Origin of the sequence: Psychrobacter cibarius, from assembly GCF_016107535.1 — a bacterium.
Taxonomy (GTDB): Bacteria; Pseudomonadota; Gammaproteobacteria; order Pseudomonadales; family Moraxellaceae; genus Psychrobacter; species Psychrobacter cibarius.
In genome coordinates, this window is sequence record NZ_JABASQ010000029.1 from 1 (window position 1) to 21,820 (window position 21,820).

Here is a 21,820-nt window from a genome sequence, read left to right on the forward strand (position 1 = left end):
TATTCGCCAGTGTTGTTAATTTCGAGCTTGGTTTATGACTTTTGCAAGAGGTCTATTATATCTAAGCAAGACATTTTTTGGAAAAACAAACTGCCCAAATGTATGCTTATCTTTAAATGTGGTGATTACTAACAAGTCTGGTGTCGAATCATATTGAAAAGGTTGATTAATACCTTTGGAATCTTTTTCCCAAAAGGTAACGAACTGCCCTACTTTGGTAGGTGTTTGTTTAGCTACTCTGAATCTAACTGTTTTGATAGTCAGTCTGTTCATTAATTCAAATGTACCAGCAGCATATTCTAGATTTTGTTGCTCTTCTTTAGTTGAAGCAATAATCAATTGGTTGGGCTTATAAATAATTTCATTAATATGCTCTAGCACCGTATCAAAGGTATACAACTCTAGTCCTCTTTTTATATTTCTTAGCATTTGTCTATTAACGCTGAGAAAACTGTAATGCCAAACCTGTGTGACGCTCAGTAGGTGTTTGAACAGCCTTTTCAAAAGCAGATTTTGTACTATATATGGTTACCTGTTTTTTAGCACGGGTCACCGCCGTATAAATAAGCTCTTTGCTTAGCAATCTAGCATGACTATTATCAAAAGTAATGGCAACGTGCTCAAACTCAGATCCTTGCGATTTATGAATGGTCATCGCATATGCGGTGGCAACTACCTCTTCGTTTAGCAGATTGACAGGAATCCCCTGTGCTTTATTCTCGAAAAACACTTCTAATCGACTTCTTTCATCCGATGTTTGTAAACAAAAACCAATGTCACCATTAAATAATCCTAGTTCATAGTTGTTTTGTAGAACCATGACAGGCCGGCCATGAAACCATGTGTTTTGGCCCAGTGGTAGCTTTAGCTCAGCAAGATGCCACTGCGTGAGATAATTATTAATATAATGATCGCCCCACTCGCCATTATGGCCAGCACTTAGAATTCTAAACTCATTAAATGTTTCCATTAGTGATGTAATCGTATTTTTTACTGATTTTGGCATGGATTTTTCGATTGGATCTTTTAGGAGTTTTTTTACTCTATTCATGTATTCGATATATTTCAACGACATTTTTTGAATAATTCTTTTATTGCTTAGGCTATTTTTTGTCTTATTATCTTTAAGCTCATTTGTTTGCAGCGTATTTACATACTGAAAACTCAAGGCTTCATCCTGCCTTAACAGCTGCCAGATGGCTTGCGTATCTACCTCTGCCTGATTAATTTGGTAGGCAAGTTTGCCAATACCTGATTCTGCGCTAAATCTGCGGCTTTCGGTTAACTCTGCATGAATGGGTTGTAACAGTGGAATACGGCACAAGTCAGCCAACACTGCTCCTGCATCTACCGCTGCTAGCTGGTTTGCATCGCCCAATAGTATCAGCCTTGCACCTGGTTTTACTGCACTTACGAGATAATTAGCCAACTCGACCCCGAGCATCGACGCCTCATCAACGATGATAATATCTTCGCCAAGTGGATTGTTAGTATCGTAGCGCGGTCTGCCCGTCCGACCAATACCTAACAAGCGATGGATGGTTTTAGCTTCTTGCAACTGTAGCTCAACATTCGCTGCGTCTAGCGCTGCCTGCAGAGACTCTTGCATGCGCTGTGCAGCTTTACCCGTTGGTGCTGCTAATGCCAAGCTAGCACTGTCAGTGCTGAACCTAATACTTTTAGACGCACCTTCCCCACTCTCTGTCGCTTGCTGGAGCGCAATGACTAACTGAGCAACGGTATAGGTTTTACCTGTACCTGGACCACCAGTAATAATACTAAACGCGTTGTTATTAGCAACATTAATCGCCTTTACTTGGTGCTCATGAAGATTTTCAGGCATTGCTATCTGTAAAGGACTTACTTGCTGATTTAAAATATTGTTGATATTTTTTGCTAAATTAAACTCGGCTTGCCATGCACGATGTAGCCAAAAAGTTAGTGCTAGCTCTGTTTCATTATTAGTCTGACTTTCTTGAATTTTATATATGATAGGTTTATTTTTGCTTAGGCTATTTATAATATTGCTATTAATGTCAGCATTAACCTCAGCGAATAAATCATGTTCGTTAACTAGGCGTATAAAAAAACTTAAGTCTGTATTTTTCAATAATTGGTATAGCATAGCAATCATGTCAAAACGCTTGGTTAGCACCTCTTTTTCGTGGTTGCTAAGCGCCAATTGCATCCACAGCTGCTCTTTCTTATCAAATAGCGTGTCTAGCAATACGAATAGCGACCTTTCAGTTATAGAGTCATCTTCTGATTGCGTATTTAGTTTGCTATCTATTAGCGCAAAGATTGGCATTGCTAGCATCTCTAATAGCTGTTGCTGCCAAGCATATAGCGTAACTACCTCATTATTGATTTGACCTTGCAATGCTTCTTCATGCTCAGCGTCCTCAATGGTTAATACGGTATGCCCCTCTTCCAAATGAGTCGCTAACATAACGAATAAAGCGGTGAATAAATTACTTTCTTCTGTTTTAGCGACTTGCTTGCTATCAGTATTAGCTTTTGCCTCTGTTGCGTTATAGGCTAAATACGTTTGCTCGCGGCGTAGCAATATATAATCACTGATGTTACTAGCCCAGCTTTGTTGTAGGCCAATTGCTGCCTTGCTCTCTTTTTTATTATTACTCATGGTATGCTTGTCTCTATGTTGAAATAGTTAATCGATATCATGTTTTTTAGCATTTAATCATTACTTATAGCCTACTAGTTGGGCATGCCAAACAACGCATCCAAACCTTTAATAAAATCGATTGGAATATCCCACGTGACTAATCCATAGCGGTCGTTGTGCATTGAGTGGCTATTATCAGCTTCTTTAACATCTTGTGATATATCATCAGCTATTTGAGAATTGGGACTATACACACCTCGTAAAAAGACATACTCCACAGCGCCTAAGTACTTATCTTCATTGCCTGTATAATCATGGATTCTCATTGAAAGGAATCGATGTAACGCTACTTGATAAATCGCTGCTTGTAGCCAGTACCCTGCCTTGGACATTGCTTGCTTAAGTGTATTTTCATTATAATCGCTTAGGCTATTTCCTAGAAAGTTGCTTTTATAATCGACAACGTAATACTTGCCAGCATGTTCGTACACTAAGTCAATTTCGCCGCGTAAATAACGATACAAATGTGCTTTATTTTGCGGAATAAGAGTGACGTGTTTGTCCACCTCATTAGGGAGATACTGTTGGAAGAGTTTACTGATATCCTGTGCTTTAAAGTTCTCTGACAACCCCATATTGAACTCTAACTCAGAAAATCGCTGACCTGCATTAAGAGAAAATAAGGGTTGATTGGAGGCCAATAGCGGCGCATGTAGCACCTCTTCAATCCAATTGATTAATGCCTCATGCTTGGTAGCATCTATTGAAGCAAGATCAAGTGAACTAGTATTAAATGAACCGTCATCGCCTTGCTCTTGCTTCTTCGCTTGTGATCGACGGCCTTGCTGCTCAGCGCTACTATAAACTAGAGGCAGTTGATAGCTGCTGATCGCTCTATCGATAACCTGAGACCACTGCGCTTTATTGCTGAAATCAATTTTTTCAAATATCTCATGCAAGAACGTACCCGCATTAGCACCTTTCACAAAGGTAAAGCGGATATCATCTTCTGATTTGAGATTTAACCCATCGACTTTTTCAAGAGACGCATCACTATTAAGCAAATGCTCAACCGACACTGAAGTGTCTGCCATATCAATGTCTATAGCATCATCAATACGCTCATCCACTATCGCCATTGCTTGTGTAGATTCATCGAGCTGACGAGCCAAAGCGGTAAAGCTAGTCTTAGCCCAGCCATAAAAATAATTGGTTTTCATGACCTCTGCAAAGGGCGCGTACTCGATAGTCTCTGTGGCAGGCTTATGAGCACTTGACTTGGTTGCGGCTAGCTGAACATTGTCATTTACGCCTGCTGATTTAGCATCGTTGCTTGCGTAATTCTTGTCGTAGAACTCATTGACCTTATGCCCTCTGAGCATGCCTATGGTACCTTTGAGTCTATCAGGCAGCTCAAATTTCGCTTCTGGTGATTCAAACCAATAAAACACTGGTTTTCGCTTCATATCTCTTGTGTCATTAGGGTCTCTCAGAACAACATAAAGCTGCTCACTGGCACGGGTAAAGGCCACGTAACCTAGTCGTCGCATCTCATCGAAATCTTCCCGCGTTTCGATATCGGTGTAGTAGTCGTCTGTGGTAGCAGAACCTTGTATCGGTGAGAAGCGGCGTTGATTTCCTGTTGATTGACTATCTAGTGACTGCTGTACTAATGCTGAAGGTGCTTGATCTGCGTTATATAAATACAGGCCATACTTCTCATTGGTGCCTGACCTCCTACTGGCATCACCCATTCCCAGTACATAGACAATGGGAAACTCAAGCCCTTTGGATTTATGAATGGTCATTAGCTGCACACCAGACTCTGTCGGTAGCGGATATTGCTTAGCCCAATCGCTATTGGGCGCGGCATCTATATTTTGTCTAAACCAAGCCAATAGTTCATGCTCACCCATACCTAGGCCATACTGCGCCAAGATATCCATCACATGACGCAAATCCATGATATGACGATCGCCTTCTGGATGAGCCGCTAGCGCTTGCCAAACGCCTTGCGGCTGTATGGGATTTTTATCTAACAAGTAATGCAATGCTGACAAAATACCAAAGTGCTGCCAACGCTGTGCGCCTTCTTTTAGATAAGTAATAAAATCTTGATAACTTTTTTTATTATCAGTAGCCTCATTAACTGAGGTATCCTTCGCATTAGAATTGTGTGAATGGGCGCTTGTGGTACTGCTGCTATCAGTAACTCCTGACTCATGATCCGTCATCATGGCTTTGATGTTTTTAATACTCAGTCCATACAGATGACTTGTCAACACCCGATTAATCATGTCATGACGATACGGATATAGCATGGCACTCAGCAGCGCCGCCACATCTTCTGCCATGATGGTTTCAAAGATACTGACATCACTAGTAGTCAAGGTCGGTACATTAAGCTTAACCAACTCATCCTCAACCCGCTTTAAGTCTTTTTTGGTACGTGCCAGCACGCCGATATCACTGGGCTGAATAGGCTTGCCTTTTAAGGTCTGACCACTATTGAGCAAAGTCGCAATATGACGCGCTGTGATTTCATACTCATCGTACTCAAGCTCTTTGTTTTTATCATAAGGCAGATGTAATACGCTCACTGGCTGGGCAGAGAGCACCTCAGTCACTAAAGTAGTGCTGTGAGCGTCTGGTTCATTAAACCAAGACAGCTGATTTTCTGGTTTTGCCGCTTTAATATGCTGATAGTAAATACCTGCGCCTAATTGAGCTAACTTATTCTCAACAATGGTTGCATCAGCCATGCCGAACCAACAGTTTAGGGCATTAATCACACCAGCATTTGAGCGTCGGTTAATATCGAGCGTCCAAAGCGTGCTTTTATCAAATTGGGCTTTCATGTAGTTATAGTTGACCACATCGCCACCACGAAACCCATAAATAGCCTGCTTGGGATCACCAACCAATAATAAAAATTCATGACTAGATTTTTTAGTAGCTGACTGTTTATCATTATCAGCAACCTTGCCCTTTTTCTTTGGTAAATAGATACTTTCAATCATAATAGCTTGCGCGCCATTGATATCTTGCGACTCATCAATCAACGCCACAGGATAGTGATGACGAATATAACGCGCCAGCTTTTCGCCTTGCCGACCCGTTAATGCTTGGTTTAAACGCACCATTTGCAGGCTAAAGGTCGTCTCACCACGCTCTTCCAAAATAATTGGTAGCCTGTCACGTACCGCAAGCACGATATGACGATTAAGATTGGCTAAAACAGTCACTATGTATTCGTCTAGCTTTTTGCTTTCTTCAATATAGCGTTTAAAGTCACGAACGACCTGCAACTCATTAAATATCAGATTAACTCTTTCGCCATCTTTTGGTTTATAGAATTGTTTGCCTACGTCATCAGTTTTCTGAAAAGCTTGTATTAACTTTCCTGTATAAGTTTTTGCATCTGATATAAATTTATAAGCGGCTGGACCAAAATCTTTTAATGCTTGAATGATTTTGGGCCAAGAGTCTCTATTATTTTGTAGCTGTCCTTTTGGAACGTCATAGTACTCGCCGTCAGGTTTAAAAAAGATATCAAGCTCATCGCTGCGCTCAATGATAGTATTTATAAGCCGCTCATAGCCCTCAAACGAAAAGTCATTTACTACAATCTCATCAATCGGTGCTGAAATAAAGTTAAGCGAGCGAGTCACATACTTCTTATGATCACCAACTGCAGTCAGCTTGCCTTGTTGATCCATAAGCGCATACAATTTAGGCTGCTCATGATGCAAGCGGCTTTGAAACTGACGCAGCTCATCATGAATAATACTATCAGTCACCTGCTCGATACTGCTCTCTTCGATAATAGCCATACCTTGCTGATGATCTGTCTCGCTACTGTACTCCTTCAGCCATTTTTGTGCCAAGCTATCGAGCGTACCCACAAACAGTTTATCCAACGTCGTTAAAACCAGTGCGGTACGCCTGATAGCTTCCGTCATTGGATAGCTGTACACGTGATCCAGTAAATAACCGACGAGATGCAGGTTAATGGGATCTTGCATGATGCCATCCAAGCGCACATATTTAGCCTGTGCTACCAACCAATCTTCACGGTCTTTTTTTGCTTGTACACGCTTTGTGGCAGCAGCTTGCTTATCAGAGGCAAGGTCTTGGTTTAACTCATCAGCGCCTATCTCAGTATTTAAATCCGTACTTGATTGTTTGCCCTCTTGTTTATCCTTATCGCTTTCAGGCATCACCTGCAATACATTAGGATACAAAGCCTCCTTATTACTGGTATCAGCACTTAAACTATTTACCCACTGCAATAATTGATAAAAATCTACCAAACGATCATGAATACGCTGACGCATCTCAGCGGCAGCGGCTCGCGTAAAGGTCGTGGCAATAATTTGCTCTGGCGCACGTCGTGCTTCAATTAGCAGGCGCAATACAATGCCTGTCAGCGTCCAAGTTTTACCAGTACCAGCAGACGCTTCAATCAGGTGCTTGCCCGTTAGGTCAACATCAACTGCTGGTATCACATCAGCCTTACGCTTACTCATAGGATCTGAGTGAGGCGCATCTGAGTGCTCATCGAATAAATGTGGCTGTGTAGAAAGTTCAATGATATTGGTTGGATCAGTCAAGTCTGTCATATGGGCGCATACTTTTAATTATTATTTATTAAATCAAGAGAGCAGAAATCGATTATTCTAAATGGCTAGGGCGTGTCTTCATTTCAAAAATGGAGATAAAAATGAGATAAATTGCCGTCAAACAAGAAAAATAGCGTAGATGATATCGGGATATTAACCAGCTATTTGACGATGTTTGGCAATATTTATCCATTTTTAGCCCATTTAGATGACTATTGAGTGAATTGAAGACACGCCCTAATTAGCCATCTAAGTCAATTAACGCAGTAAACATCGGCTCGTACAATGGTCGCGCCAAGGTGGTCAACGCCCCTGACAAAGCCTTAAATGCATCTTGATCACGTAGTACATATTGCCAAATGGCATGCTGCGAGCAAGTATCATATACTGTGTCTGTATGATAGCCAGACCGTAACCAATCTGAAAAGTCTGCTCGTTTTGGCCAATAACTGCCACCTTCACTATCTTCAGATTTTGAACACTGATCAAGGTAATTGAGTGCATATTCTGGGAGTAATGTAATAGGCACTTGCCCAGATAGCTTGGAAAAAATCGCCCATTTTATCAGCTCAATCACAGCATCTTCATACACAATTGGGCTTAGCTTAAATGCGATTACCTTGTCATATTTCTTAACTTGTGAGCTAGGCTTATTAAAGCGCCAAATACTCACCCCATCATTTAATGCCGCTTGCTCGGCAGTGGTACGTCTGGCCACTTGCCAATACAAATGTGATAACCAAAATTTGAGTAAATGCCTAGGACTGGCAGAATTGGGCAATATATTTAACCATTGCTTGGGTGATTGCTGAGCATAGGGCACGCTCGCCTGAAGGTGAGAATGGCTGCTATATGAATCTGTCGGTACTAATACAGGTACTGAGCCTTTGATCTTAATGATTTTCGGCAACAACTTGAGCAGCGTTTCTACCTCTTCGATATCTGCTTGGCTTTTTGACTCGTTATTAATACTATTTAGCAAGTTTGCCAGCTCTATCTGAACAGGATGCTCGGCGGTTGGCGTTAGTAGCTGCAAACCTGTCGTACCCTCTGCTCCATCTTCATTAGGTACAATATTTTCGCCAAAACTATTAGCTATTAACTGCTCTTTAAATTCCAAACATTGCTGTTGCAGTTTTTGTTGTTGATTGGGTAGCGTGGTCTGGCGAGCGACACCAGCGGGCATGATTTTTTGATACATCAGGATTGGAGTAGTAGTTTCAGCCGCTGCATTACTATTATTCTTACTCTCATCAGTAACCAACTGTTTAATCAAATAGTCTTTTATTTGATAGGTAGTCAAACTGTCTAAAAACAGCGGCTCTTGCTGCGACAGTGCTTCTTCACCTTGCACCACATGCACCTTTTGAGTACGCAAAAACGCTTTGGCAGGATGGCGCACTTGGTACGCCAATACTCCTTCAACGTCTATCTCTCCAATATTAAATACGCTATCAGATACAGCTTGGGTGAGCACCTGAGTCATATCACTGATATTGCTAGTATCAACAACACCCTCTAATGCCAATAGTTCAACCAATGCAGACAAGGTTTGAGTGTTTACTTGACCGAGCTGACCCAAGCCTTTACCAAGTATTTGAGCCAGTGCTTCGTACTGTGTCTTTGTGGGCAAGCCAACCAGCTGTACCTGCTCACTAGACACTCTACCCTTTAGTGTATTAAATACAGCTTGCCAAAGCGGCGCAGGCGGAAACTGCTTTTTTTGCGCCAATTTGGTTTTGCGCATGGCTGTATTTAATAAAGTATCCAGCTCATCAATCATATCGACAGGGCTGGAATCCTGAGCATTAACGTTAGCATTAGCACTGTCATCAATATCAGGAGACGCTTGCTCAAAAACATTAGCGCCTTCAATTTCTGTCTCAAACAGACTCTCATGAAAAGGCAGAGCAGGATGCTCAGTCACCAACCATTGCTTAATCAGTTTAGGCAAATAACGCTTGAGACTCTCGGTGGTTGGATCAATATTTTCAGGCAATGCTTCCAATGTTTCAAGCGAGTTCACTTGCCACTGCACCTCACCTTGCAAGAACTGTAGCAATTCGCTTACTGGGTTGGCTGGCAATTGCTCATGAGTGTCCGTCAGACTTTGACCATTGTAAAACATCCAGCAAGCACTGCGCGCGCATAACAGCGCATCCAAAAATGCGCCATTGTCATCATCTTCGCTGACTCTGTCACCGCGACGTGAATTGGTCGCTTTCATCAAATCATAGCGGTTATCACGGTCACGTCCAGGAAACTCAGAGAGATCCATATTGAGCATGACTACCAACTCAAAAGGCACATTTCTTAACGCACCAAACCGACCAAAGGTAATCACTCCAGTCGGCTCAGCACTGACTTGCTGACTTTCAAGCTCGGCTTCGATACTGTCTAGCATAAAGCTCAGCTTTAGCGGCAGTTGCTCCACACCTGCCAGCTTTTGCTCTACTTCTCTGTTGTCGATATCACCACTAGCGTACTGTCTATAGTGGCGGTTGGCTCGCAAGCTGGATTTAAAGCCATTCATGGCGTTATAGATGGCACGCATCGTACGCGTCTGATCCACATCTCCAAAGTAACGATGAATCACCTGTCTCTCAATCTGATCAAGCCAATCTTCCGCTTTCATTTTTTTTGTATGGTCATCGCGTCGTGCGACCAAGCCAGTATAGATGCGACAAAGCGCTTCAACGATCAACGCATCATTTAGGCTCACTTGTGGCAATGGTAAGGTCATTTCTGGTAAAGCGGTGCTTGGCCACTCATTCTCGTCTAAAGGATACAAGCAATCGCTCAACTCGGCCTCTGGCATCACTAAGCCTAATGTCAACCTGTCTAATGCTTGCGCAAAGCTAAAGCGGTAGTCGTAATCATTGCTGTCGAGAGTTTGCTTAAGATGCAACTCATCAAACCCACGGATAAAGCCTGCCTCTACCAACAAATCACAACCACGGCTCATCTGCTCATGGGTCAGCCCAAAACTTTCAAATAAAGGAGGTAACATTAACCAGTCTAAGACTTCAGCCGCTTCAAAACGGGCGCTATGGCTACCTAACAGCTTATAAAAACCAATAATCGCTTCCCATAACTGCCGAATATCGGCATCGACAACACCAGTTACTTTGGCAGGCAAGGTCAAACCATCTTGACCTCTGCCACTGACAAAGATAGAGCCAATCAGTGCATGATGACGCTCAACATCGGGTAGCAACACAACAATATCGGATATGTGGCGTTTTTTCTCACCAGATTTGATAGGCTCATTTAGCCAACGACCAATCATGATACGCAGCACTTCAAGTTGACGCTGCAAACTATGACATGAGTGAATGCTTAGGCTATTATCTTGCGAAGAGATTGCCCAAAAACGGTCTTTCTCAAAGCGTTTATTCTCTAACGCTTCATCTTCGTACCAGGCCTCTCCTTGCTTCTCTTCATTGAAGCTTGGCTCTATTTGCTTGCTAACTGCTTGCGAGACTGTAGCGGCCGTTGCTTGCTGGGTCGATTGCTCATCAAGCATCAACACATCGTTTTGCAAACGTCTTAATAAGCTTGGACTATTTTGCGTAGCTTGAGAACTGTTAGCATCCTCATAGGCTCTGTCATCAACACTAGTCCCAAACTCATCATTCCAATCACTATCTAAACCATCATCGCTAATATCGCCAACATCGAAGTTATCTTGCCACTCTACTATTTCTTCTTGGTATTGCTCATTGCCCGATAAATTAGCGAGCATGGCAAAGGTATCGCGTGACTGCTTACCCAGACGTGACAGTAAACTATGACCATAATCACGTAAAAACACACTTTCAGGGTTAATAATCTGCTGACGCTGTAACCATGATTTATCGACGATATCGGCCCAAAATAGCTTTGATGGATTGTAATGTAATAGCGTGATATTCATGTATTGCGACAGGCGCTGTAGGAAGTCTAGCTCCGTCTGTGGTAATTGCTGAATGGTAAATATACGCAGCACTTTGGGCAACTGAGCACGCTCATCCGCCTTGTTGTCTTTCAAGGCTGACCAGAAAGCACGCTCCAGTGCCACGCGGTGTAAATGAACATCAGCAAACAAATGCGACCATAAAAATCGTTGCGCCGCCTCTAACTCAACATAATGCTCAACCAACCATTCAGGCGTGCCGCGTGCATACTTATCAAAACGCAGTGACAATGCATCTTTCTCTGCGATCAACTCATTCACATTTAGCGGTTTGTTGTACGACCATAACGCTAGCCAATCCTCACGGTGTGTTAAGTAGCGGTTAAACACTCTTGCCAAATCGCTTGCTAACTGCCAAATACGGGCGTCTTGTTGCGTCTTGTCTTTTATAATATCCTGTCGCACATTATCTTGATAAGTATCTGCCTGCGGTTCATCAATCAAAGACGCCAGCAATGGATGAACCGGATGTTTTTCATCTGCAACAATCGCCTCTTGATAGTAGGTCAAATACCCAAACAATCGCCACTGCATGACCGTTGGTGACAACACCGCCACTTCTGGCACATTTAGGGTTGCCGCTTCTGGATTCTGCTCTAACAAATACGCGTTATGGCAGGTTAATACATCCTGCATGAGCGTCCACTGATACTGACCCCAAAACTTAGTACGTACCAACGTACTAATACCAGCACGGCTGGCAATGGTTTTGTCCAACCAATCGCCCAATACCATTGAGGGCACAATGACAATAAAAGGTTCAAAAACAGGTTGATCCTTAGACTGATATTGCACAAGCAGTTGATCAACAAGGTTTTCGGTGCGGTGCGATTGAATAATGGTAAACATAGAGGATAATCTGATTGAAGTTATAATATGAGTGATAGTGTGATGTAGACGGTCGTGAATGCCTGAAATGGAATAACATTTGCGTTAACTTTCTAATGCATATTGATGGCTGCTAAGGAATACCACGAAGGATACTCACCAATCTATGTTTCGCGGTCGTTACTACAATGTATTTCTGCTAGCATGGCTGTCATAAACACGATGCAAATGACAACAATGATTAACTATCATTGCATCATCAGTGATTATTTATAACAATCATAAAATAGGCTGCTGATTAGTGTGCCATCGATAGCTATCGTTTACTAGTATATGTGCCACTATTATAATATCTTACGACAGATAGTGTCGCATTGATAAGTCTCATATTTATGAATAGAGAAGTCAGTGCTGCTGTCAGATTAATTGCTGTAATTTTTATGTCCATAACCCTTTTTTAACGGAATAACTTAATACTATGCCCTTGCGTCCCATTGATGCCATTTTCGTTCATCCTAAACGACGTTTATATGTTGTATACTATCGCGGTGAATTGTGGCAATTGCCACGTATGAAAATTGACGACAGATCGTGGCAAAACAGACAGCCCTATACTGATGATAGTCGCTCGCTTTATTTGAGCATCCATCAAGCCATTAATGACCCCATACTTGCACAAAAACTGCGAACATTGAATCTGCCTGTCGCGGTGCGTGGGAGCACACTGCCACGCTTTGAAGCATGGTGGGAAGCCCATGGTTTTGAATGGCTTAAAGACAAGCTTACGATGGGCGAATCGCCATTGGCTGCACACCAAATAAAAGCCATTGACAATGATGTTACCTCCCCTTCAAACGATCAACCTGTGCTATCCAATCAAAATAGTACAATTAGTCATAAGAATACTAGCGAGAAAAAACTTTTACCTGATTCAGAAACCGATGTTTTTGCAGATATGCTGGCGGACTTAGCAGATGAAGTGTTGCACCAACAGCTTTAAAAATAATACGTCACTCACCGCATTTTATGTAAACTTGACACAAACCCATTAAGAGAAGAGCAGTAACATATGAGAGACTACAAGCTGCTACTGGCTGGACTAATTTTACTGCTGCTGATAATCTTTATTGCAATCTTTACGTGGTTATGGAGCAGTAACCGTAAAAATATAGATCCCCTACCGATCATGGCAAATGCAAATGAGTCGTCAGCCACCACTCAAGACGAGGTAAATACCCTCACCGACAGTACGCTGTATATAAAGGCAGAAGAGGATTTACAAGCACCCTTGGACGATATCATCGTTAGCTTCGAATCTCGTTATCCTCATGTGCAGGTTGTGCCAAGTTATGTACCCGCCAGCGACCTCTTAACATTATCAAACGCCAATCCTAACCATGATAAACGCTCAGAATTAGGCGCTGATATAGACATGATCATCGCTAACGACAGTCTATCTGTAGACCGTCTGACACCGTTACAAGCAGAGCTAAAAGCGGCTCAAAATAAAATAAACCAAGACAAAGAAAATATCAGCAATACTGATGATAAAAAAGTAGATACTGCTGAGACTGGTGCCATTGAGACTGACAATGCAGAGGCACGTACCCTAAATTCTTTCAGCTATGCATTGAAAGAAAAGCAAGCGCTTGAAGGGGTTATTTTAACAGAGAATACTGCTGCTATTAACTTCCGTAATTTTTTACTTTCGAGTACCGGACAAGATATATTAGAAAAGTACGATTATTATAATATCGAAGGTTATAAAAACAGTGTAAACGACTTGTTTAATCCAACATCACGTGCACAAGAAGCAGCAAATGCCAACACTGTGAATGTCGCTGACGCCTTGAGTAATAGCAAGTAATGATAAAATCTTTATATTTTGTTGATTGCTTTTATTAGCGATTTTTCCTACAATGTTATTCCAAAATGCGCCTATAGCTCAACAGGATAGAGCAGTTGCCTCCTAAGCGATCGATCGGGGTTCGAGTCCCTGTAGGCGCACCATCAAACATTGTCAAAAGACATTAAAAGACCTCACAGCCTATCAGTTGTGGGGTCTTTTAGTATCTTATCGCATCATAACATTGCATAACTTACAATATATTTTCATACAGCATACCGTCAAAACACAAAAAAGCCTTCCAAGCTTGATATTTCATAGCTTGAAAGGCTTTTTCGCTCACATGTTTTTATCTAGGTAAGGGTTTTAAAATTGTGGTTTGCCCAAATCCGCTCTTAATCTATGTTCAACATCGATTTTGCCACAGCTTCGGCCACTTTAATGCCATCAATTCCTGCTGATAATATGCCGCCTGCGTAGCCAGCGCCTTCGCCTGCAGGGAATAAGCCTTTGGTATTAATGCTTTGGAATTCTTTATTGCGTTTAATGCTGATTGGTGACGATGTTCTGGTTTCTACGCCAGTTAGTAAACCGTCGTCAGATGAAAACCCTTTGATTTTTTTATTAAACGCTGGAATGGCTTCACGTATGGCATGCACGGCAAAGTCTGGCAGTGCTTTGCTTAAGTCAGTTAAGGTAATGCCCGGTGTGTAAGACGGTTTTACATCGCCCAATTCTGAGTCTGGTTTGCCTTTTAAGAAATCGCCAATGGTTTGCGCTGGTGCACTGTAGTCTTTGCCGCCCAATTCAAACGCTAAGGTTTCTAGTTGTCTTTGTAATTCGATACCAGCAAGAGGATGGTTTGGATAATCTCGCTCTGGGTCGATGCCGACAACAATAGCACTGTTGGCGTTACGCTCGTTCCTTGAATATTGGCTCATGCCGTTAGTGACCACACGGTCTTCTTCTGATGCTGCGGCAACCACCGTTCCACCTGGACACATGCAGAAGCTATAAACAGAACGACCATTTTTACAATGATGAACCAGTTTGTAATCCGCAGCGCCAAGTATTTCGTTGCCAGCATTGTCACCAAAGCGTGCTTGGTCTATGGTTGACTGTTTATGTTCAATCCTAAAGCCAATTGAAAAAGGTTTTGCTTCAACATACACGCCTTTATCATGGATCATTTTAAAAGTGTCTCGGGCGCTATGACCAACAGCAAGAACAACATGGTTCGTTTTTAAGGTTTCGCCAGTATTAAGTGTCACGCCAGTTACTTTTGAGTCAGTGATATGCAAGTCGTCTAAACGAGTCGCAAAACGAACTTCCCCACCGAGTGCTATGATCTCGGCACGCATTTTTTCTACCATGGTGACTAATTTATAAGTACCTATGTGCGGTTTACTTACAAATAAAATCTCTTCTGGTGCGCCAGCTTTTACAAATTCAGTCATGACTTTACGGCCATAATGATTGGGATCTTTCACTTGGCTATACAGTTTGCCGTCAGAGAAAGTACCTGCTCCGCCTTCACCGAATTGTACGTTAGATTCTGTGTTTAATTTACGCTGACGCCAAAAGCCAAAGGTGTCTTTGGTACGTTGTCTGACTTCATTACCGCGTTCAATGATAATAGGTTTGAAACCCATTTGAGCAAGGGTAAGTGCTGCTAACAAACCACAAGGTCCAAAACCAATAACAACAGGACGCTCAGTTAAATTTTCTGGCGCTGCGCCTACATATTTGTAGCTGGTATCTGGTGTTGCTTTAACATGATTATCTGACTCAAACTGAACCAGTAAATCATTGGTCAAATTTGAGTCGGTCAGGGTGATGTCTAGCGTATAAATTAATTGGATATTTCTTTTATTACGAGCATCATAACCACGTTTAAACATCACAAATGACGCCATTTGCTCAGCAGAGATTTTAAGTTTTGTCGTTATCGCAGTCGTTAGATCTTCAGGCGCATGATTTAATGGCAATTTAATTTCAGTTAAACGTATCATTGGTTACTCATAAACTCGTGTAAAAAACAGTCTCGCATTTTACTGGTACTGATACAAATAAGCGAATAAATATTTTACTTACTCAGGGTAAATTTACGGTTTCTTAAACATAGATCAGCATCCTATTATAAAAACTAAATGTCAGACTTCATCCCAAGCTAGCTACCAAGCCTAATGGCTAACGTGCTTTAGCTAAAAAAAACCTACCTTTAGTTAAGTTGACATCATTTAGTACGTTTGCTTCTTAATTTCCTTCTGTTCACACTTTCTGAACTCAAAAAAACATTGCTTCTGATGTCGTCATTTTTTATACCACTTTAGCATTTCTTAACCAGACATAAATGGTGCATAGAAAATCATAAAAACCATCATGGTGCGAAAAAAGTGCAATATCTCCTAAAAAGACCGATATTGGTGCATTTGTCTTGTATTTTATATTGGCATAGATATTGAAGTATTAATCATAGTTAGGAATGGCTCGTTCACTCGGCCTACCAAGCTGCTACTTTATCTTTTTGGAGAAATATATGTCTTTATTGCCAACGCTTATCACTGCTACTCCTATAAGTAAAAATTATCGTATCGACTCAAAATTAACATCACGTTTGTCTCTGCTAGCAGTAGCCGTTGTAGGTAGCTTAAGTCTTATGGGTTGTCAAAAACCTGCAGAAACCAGTGCAGAAACCAATTCTACCGCCACAAAAACGGACACCTCTGCGACGACTGCAGCAGATGGTGACACCATCAAAGTGGGTATCTTGCATTCTTTATCTGGAACGATGGCCATCTCTGAAACATCATTAAAAGATACTGCGCTCATGACCATTGATGAAATTAATGCCAATGGCGGTGTGTTGGGTAAGCAGCTAGAGCCAATCGTCGTAGATCCCGCTTCTGATTGGCCGTTATTCGCTGAAAAAGCTCGTCAGCTGTTAACCCAAGATAAAGTGGATGTGATATTTGGAGGTTGGACATCGGTGTCACGTAAGTCCGTGCTGCCTGTCGTTGAAGAGTTAAATGGTTTGATGTTCTACCCTGTGCAGTACGAAGGTCAAGAACAATCAGAAAACATCTTCTACACTGGTGCTGCACCGAACCAACAAGCCATTCCTGCCGTTGAATATTTAATGAGTCCGGAAGGTGGTAGTGCAGAACGCTTTGTCTTACTTGGGACAGATTATGTTTATCCTCGGACTACTAACCAGATACTGCGGGCTTTCTTAAAATCTAAAGGCGTCGCTGAAACAGACATCATGGAAGAGTACACCCCTTTCGGTTTTAGCAACTATCAGACCATCGTTGGCAATATTAAAAGCTTCTCTACCGGTAAAAAGACGGCGGTTATTTCTACCATTAATGGGGATTCAAACGTACCTTTTTATCGTGAACTTGCCAATCAGGGTATTAAAGCATCTGATATCCCAGTCATGGCATTCTCAGTAGGAGAAGAAGAGCTTCGCGGTATCGATACCAGCTTATTGCAAGGGCATTTGGCGTCATGGAACTACTTTATGTCGGTTAAAAATCCTGTCAATAGCGGCTTCACCAAAAAGTATAAGAAATATGCGCTAGATCATAAGCTACCGAATGCTGAAAAGGTCGTGACCAATGATCCTATGGAAGCCACCTACGTGGGTATCAATATGTGGAAACAAGCAGTCGAAAAAGCAGGTACCACTAATGTCGACAAAGTGCGTATTAGTATGGGAGGTCAGACTTTTGACGCGCCATCAGGGTATACATTAAAAATGGATGAGGAAAACCATCACTTATGGAAGCCTGTCATGATCGGTCAAATCCGTGCCGATGGTCAGTTCGATGTGATCAGCAAAACGCCAAAAGTCATTCGTGCTGAGCCATGGAGTCAGTACATTCCTAAATAAGGTGTTGTCACCTAAACCGCAATCCTTAGCCCTTAGCCCCTTAATGGTATCAATACCAGCAACCCTTTAGCTCCTCTACTGATAAAACAGTTTTTCAGTAGAGGTTAGAGGAGTGTTGACTGCAAAAAGGAACCATCATGTCACATTACCCTTCCTATTACAAAAGTGACGCGCCAGCCAATGATTCTAATAAGACTTTTGTCATCGCCTTACTATCTTTACTCCTCCTCATTGCTATCACATCAGCTGCTCATGCTCACGAGACGCCAGCAGTACACAGCCACGATCACAATGAGGCAGTATCGACTAATACTGTGGCAGCGACATCCAATGCTGTAAGGGAAGAGACCTTGCTTGCTCAAAACAAGCAGTCTCTGACTACGCCTGCTAATCTTACGGTAAGTAAAGGGGATGCTATCGAGCAGTTCGTTGCTACTGACTTCACCATGCGCCAAACCATGCTCAACCAGTGGCCAGGGTCAGTTGAGAGTTTGGATACTTTAGTTGAGCTTATAAAAAACGATGAGCTATACCAAGGTAATGGTGGGCAAACTTATCTACTTAACAGCGAAGATGAGCTATTTACTTATCCTGCTAAGCAGCTGACCACCGAGTGGCCGAGTGACTTGGCGCAAGTGACTTTAACCAATACGCTACACTCAGCCTTAGTCTTTGGACAAACCAAGGTTAAGCTTGAGTCAAACGATCCTACGCAACGTGTGCAGGCAGTTGCCATCTTAGCAGACAATATCGAACAGCTAGATCCAGCACTCATAAGTACTGCTGCCACTAATGAGGAAGACGACGATGTCAAAACGGCGTTGAGTACTTTACAAGCGAGGATTGATTTTAGAGGTGGCGACGTCACCAAGCAAATTGCCGCGCTTACCGTGCTTGCTGATAGCGATAGTCCACAAGTCTTAGTTGATGTCAAAAAAGCATTGGCGGCAGATAATATCGATCCTGTACTCAAATCTGCGCTGTTAGACGCTGAGGATAGTATTGAGCAGCGCATTACCATCAGTACTTGGATAGGTCATCTGTTCACGGGACTTAGTACGGCAAGTATCTTACTACTCGCGGCATTAGGGCTTGCCATTACTTTTGGGCTACTGGGTGTCATCAATATGGCTCATGGTGAGCTCATTATGATTGGCGCTTACGCCACTTATATGGTGCAAAATCTCTTTCAAGCATATTTTCCTAGTATGACTGGATGGTATCTGGTTGCTGCTATACCCGTCGCTTTCTTAGTCAGTGCCATTATCGGCATGATTATTGAACGAATCATTATTCGCCCGCTTTATGGTCGTGAGCTTGAAACCTTACTGGCAACCTTTGGTGTCAGTCTGATTCTTATGCAGTTGGTTCGGATGATATTTGGCGCGCAAAACGTCGAAGTCAGCAATGTCGACTGGTTGAGCGGGGCCTATCAAGTGTCCTCAAGCCTTGTACTCCCCTTTAACCGTATCGCTATTATCGGCTTTACCATCATCATTCTTATGCTGTTGGTGTACTTACTTAACAAGACTCGCTTTGGGCTATTTGTGCGCGCTGTGACTCAAAACCGGCAAATGGCACGTGCAGTTGGTATCTCCTCTGCTCGCATCGACATGTTGGCATTCGGCCTTGGTTCAGGGTTGGCCGGTCTCGCTGGCTGCGCTCTAGCACAAGTGGGCAACGTCGGACCCGACTTAGGTCAAACTTATATTATTGATGCGTTCTTAGTCGTCGTGGTTGGCGGTGTTGGGCAAGTATGGGGCGCGGTATTGGCATCTTTAGGTCTTGGTGTCAGTGGTACGGTGCTTGAGATTGGCATTGGTGCTGTGATGGCTAAGATTGTATTACTGGTTCTTGTGATTTTGTTTATTCAAAAACGTCCACAAGGTTTATTCGCCCTCAAAGGCCGTTTTGTGGATTAAGGAGAACCTCATGCGTTTGACTCAATTATTATCTGATTCTCCACGTAATGCCATTTTGATTGGTTTGTGTTTTTTAGTGCTACTGATATTGCCTTGGCTCCATTTACTACCTGAAACCTCTAGTTTTCACCTGTCTGCTTACTGGATAACTTTGATTGGTAAAATAATGGCGCTCGCCATGGTAGCACTGGCTTTAGACTTGGTCTGGGGCTATGCCGGCATTCTAAGCTTAGGTCATGGTCTTTATTTTGCGCTAGGAGGCTATGCTTTTGGTATGTATTTGACGCGTGAAACTGCTGGCACAGGCTTGCCAGACTTTATGCGTTTCTTAAGTTGGACAGAGCTACCGTGGTATTGGGCAGGCACTCAACATTTCTGGTGGGCGATGGCTCTAGTGGTGCTAGTTCCCGGTCTGGTCGCTTTTATCTTTGGCTATTTTGCTTTTCGCTCAAAGATTAAAGGGGTTTATTTTTCGATTATTACTCAGGCCATGACTTACGCGGCAGCCTTATTATTCTTCCGTAACGAAACAGGCTTTGGTGGTAATAATGGTTTCACAGGTTTTACGACGCTATTAGGCTATGACATCACCGCCTCTTCAACGAGGGCTGTACTGTGTTTTACGACCGCTTTGGCGCTGCTACTGTCATATCTTGGACTACGCTATCTGATGAGCCAGCCTTATGGGCGCGTGCTCGGTGCCATTCGTGATAGTGAAAATCGCTTGCAGTATTTAGGCTATCGCACGCTTTGGTACAAGCTTTCAGCTTGGGTGTTGTCTGCAGTCATTGCTGGTATCGCTGGTGCTCTATATGTACCGCAAGTTGGTATCATTAACCCAGGCGAGATGAACCCCGTCAACTCTATCGAGATGGCAGTCTGGGTGGCTGCTGGAGGCAGAGGTTCATTAATCGGTGCCATTGTAGGCGCTGGTACAGTCAATGTGATTAAAACCTATTTTACCGTCGCCTACCCAGAGTTCTGGTTGCTTATCCTAGGTGGATTATTTGTAGTGGTTACTATATTTCTCCCTAACGGCATCATTGGTGTACTCGATCGTTTTAAAAAGGAAAAAGAATAATGTTAATAACTAATGCTGCTACTTCTAATGTTGCTACTTCTAATGTTGCTACTTCTAATGTTGCTACTTCCCAAAAAGTTACTAACGATGCGCTTGTTAAAAACAATCCTATTATCAATAATCCAATGAAAAACTCTAAAAATACACCACACATAACGGTCGCAGAAAACACGCCTACCCGACCAGTCACTACTCTGACTGAAGATTACGGAGATAGCGGAGTCTTGGCGCATCTTGTTCCCAAATCAGGGCCGGATATGAGACATGGTATTGCGCTGTATTTAGAAGGCGTTAGCGTGTGGTTTGACTCGTTCCGTGCACTCAATGATTTATCTTTATACATTGAGGCAGGCGAGCTACGCTGCATCATCGGCCCTAATGGCGCAGGTAAGACGACTTTAATAGATGTCATCACTGGAAAAACGCGTCCCACTAAAGGCAGTGCATTTTTCGGTCAAGTACATAATTTAGCCAAACTATCTACCGAAGAAATCGCCGAAGCAGGCATTGGCCGTAAGTTTCAAAAACCTACCGTATTTGAGAAATTTACCGTACTCGACAACTTAATGCTGGCGGCGCCAAAAGACAAACGGGTGTCAAAAAGCTGGTTTACTAAAATTGATGCTGAAATCAAAGATACGCTTGACTCAACATTAGATCAAATACGCTTAAAAGATATGATCAACAAGCCAGCTGGACTTTTATCTCACGGTCAAAAACAGTGGCTAGAGATTGGGATGTTACTGATGCAAAGACCAAAACTTATCTTACTTGATGAGCCAGTAGCAGGCATGACAGATGCCGAAACCGAACATACCGCTGAGTTGTGTCTGCGTCTTAAAAAGAATCATACTTTAATCGTGGTTGAGCATGACATGACTTTCATTGATGCCATAAGTGAAAAAGTAACGGTCTTAGCAAATGGCGCTATTTTGGCTGAAGGCACGTTGAGTGAAGTACAGAATAATGAGGCCGTTATTGAGACTTACTTGGGTCGATAATTGGTAGTAGTGCTTAGAAATAGACCTAAAAAATAGAGGTGTTT

At 42.5% G+C, this 21,820-nt stretch carries 11 protein-coding genes and 1 tRNA gene; 7 read left to right on the forward strand and 5 right to left on the reverse strand.

Translation table 11 applies throughout. The features are described from left to right. Window positions 1-15: 15 nt before the first annotated feature. The 4 genes from JFC08_RS12315 to JFC08_RS12330 form a co-directional block, all read right to left on the reverse strand. The gene (locus JFC08_RS12315) at window positions 16-399 is read right to left on the reverse strand and encodes a MepB family protein (RefSeq protein WP_198330913.1); all 384 of its coding nucleotides are present in this window, start codon (window positions 397-399) and stop codon (window positions 16-18) included. 37 nt (window positions 400-436) lie between these two features. Next, window positions 437-2,644: an exodeoxyribonuclease V subunit alpha gene (gene recD / locus JFC08_RS12320; protein ID WP_198330914.1), complete on the reverse strand. Its 2,208-nt coding sequence runs from the start codon at window positions 2,642-2,644 to the stop codon at window positions 437-439. Window positions 2,645-2,718: 74 nt separating this feature from the next. After that, window positions 2,719-7,248 carry a UvrD-helicase domain-containing protein gene (locus JFC08_RS12325; protein ID WP_198330915.1) on the reverse strand — a complete coding sequence of 1,510 codons (4,530 nt, stop codon included), beginning with the start codon at window positions 7,246-7,248 and terminating at the stop codon, window positions 2,719-2,721. 241 nt (window positions 7,249-7,489) lie between these two features. After that, window positions 7,490-12,052 (reverse strand): exodeoxyribonuclease V subunit gamma, encoded by a 4,563-nt coding sequence (locus JFC08_RS12330; protein ID WP_198330916.1) that lies wholly within the window; start codon window positions 12,050-12,052, stop codon window positions 7,490-7,492. Between the two features lie 457 nt (window positions 12,053-12,509). On the opposite strand from JFC08_RS12330, the gene JFC08_RS12335 reads away from it, so the two are divergent. The 3 genes from JFC08_RS12335 to JFC08_RS12345 all read left to right on the forward strand — a co-directional run bounded on the left by JFC08_RS12335 (window position 12,510) and on the right by JFC08_RS12345 (window position 14,041). Then, entirely contained in the window at window positions 12,510-13,031 is a 522-nt protein-coding gene (locus tag JFC08_RS12335) for a hypothetical protein (RefSeq protein ID WP_198330917.1), read from the forward strand. Between the two features lie 69 nt (window positions 13,032-13,100). Beyond that, window positions 13,101-13,898, forward strand: a complete 798-nt coding sequence (locus tag JFC08_RS12340; protein WP_198330918.1) for a hypothetical protein — start codon at window positions 13,101-13,103, stop codon at window positions 13,896-13,898. Window positions 13,899-13,965: 67 nt separating this feature from the next. After that, a tRNA-Arg gene (locus JFC08_RS12345) sits at window positions 13,966-14,041 on the forward strand. A 231-nt stretch (window positions 14,042-14,272) separates the two neighbouring features. Here JFC08_RS12345 and JFC08_RS12350 read toward each other — a convergent pair. Continuing rightward, a complete protein-coding gene (locus JFC08_RS12350) occupies window positions 14,273-15,889 on the reverse strand; it encodes an NAD(P)/FAD-dependent oxidoreductase (RefSeq protein ID WP_198330919.1) in 1,617 nt (538 codons plus the stop codon). Between the two features lie 581 nt (window positions 15,890-16,470). Between JFC08_RS12350 and urtA the strand changes: the two genes are divergently transcribed. The 4 genes from urtA (at window position 16,471) to urtD (ending at window position 21,776) form a co-directional block, all read left to right on the forward strand. Continuing rightward, window positions 16,471-17,772, forward strand: a complete 1,302-nt coding sequence (gene urtA, locus JFC08_RS12355; RefSeq protein ID WP_198330927.1) for an urea ABC transporter substrate-binding protein — start codon at window positions 16,471-16,473, stop codon at window positions 17,770-17,772. A gap of 137 nt (window positions 17,773-17,909) precedes the next feature. After that, complete coding sequence (urtB, locus tag JFC08_RS12360) at window positions 17,910-19,694, forward strand: urea ABC transporter permease subunit UrtB (RefSeq protein ID WP_198330920.1); 1,785 nt, start codon at window positions 17,910-17,912, stop codon at window positions 19,692-19,694. A gap of 10 nt (window positions 19,695-19,704) precedes the next feature. Continuing rightward, window positions 19,705-20,775: an urea ABC transporter permease subunit UrtC gene (gene urtC / locus JFC08_RS12365; RefSeq protein WP_055124061.1), complete on the forward strand. Its 1,071-nt coding sequence runs from the start codon at window positions 19,705-19,707 to the stop codon at window positions 20,773-20,775. Then, window positions 20,775-21,776 carry an urea ABC transporter ATP-binding protein UrtD gene (urtD, locus tag JFC08_RS12370; RefSeq protein WP_198330921.1) on the forward strand — a complete coding sequence of 334 codons (1,002 nt, stop codon included), beginning with the start codon at window positions 20,775-20,777 and terminating at the stop codon, window positions 21,774-21,776. Before urtC ends, urtD begins: the two co-directional genes overlap by 1 nt. The last annotated feature ends 44 nt before the right edge of the window (window positions 21,777-21,820 follow it).

Coding starts and splice junctions, on each gene's coding strand:
- recD (WP_198330914.1), bottom strand. CDS start 2,644: ATGAGTAATAATAAAAAAGAGAGCAAGGCAGCAATTGGCCTACAACAA.
- JFC08_RS12325 (WP_198330915.1), bottom strand. CDS start 7,248: ATGACAGACTTGACTGATCCAACCAATATCATTGAACTTTCTACACAG.
- JFC08_RS12330 (WP_198330916.1), bottom strand. CDS start 12,052: ATGTTTACCATTATTCAATCGCACCGCACCGAAAACCTTGTTGATCAA.
- JFC08_RS12335 (WP_198330917.1), top strand. CDS start 12,510: ATGCCCTTGCGTCCCATTGATGCCATTTTCGTTCATCCTAAACGACGT.
- JFC08_RS12340 (WP_198330918.1), top strand. CDS start 13,101: ATGAGAGACTACAAGCTGCTACTGGCTGGACTAATTTTACTGCTGCTG.
- JFC08_RS12350 (WP_198330919.1), bottom strand. CDS start 15,889: ATGATACGTTTAACTGAAATTAAATTGCCATTAAATCATGCGCCTGAA.
- urtB (WP_198330920.1), top strand. CDS start 17,910: ATGTCACATTACCCTTCCTATTACAAAAGTGACGCGCCAGCCAATGAT.
- urtC (WP_055124061.1), top strand. CDS start 19,705: ATGCGTTTGACTCAATTATTATCTGATTCTCCACGTAATGCCATTTTG.
- urtD (WP_198330921.1), top strand. CDS start 20,775: ATGTTAATAACTAATGCTGCTACTTCTAATGTTGCTACTTCTAATGTT.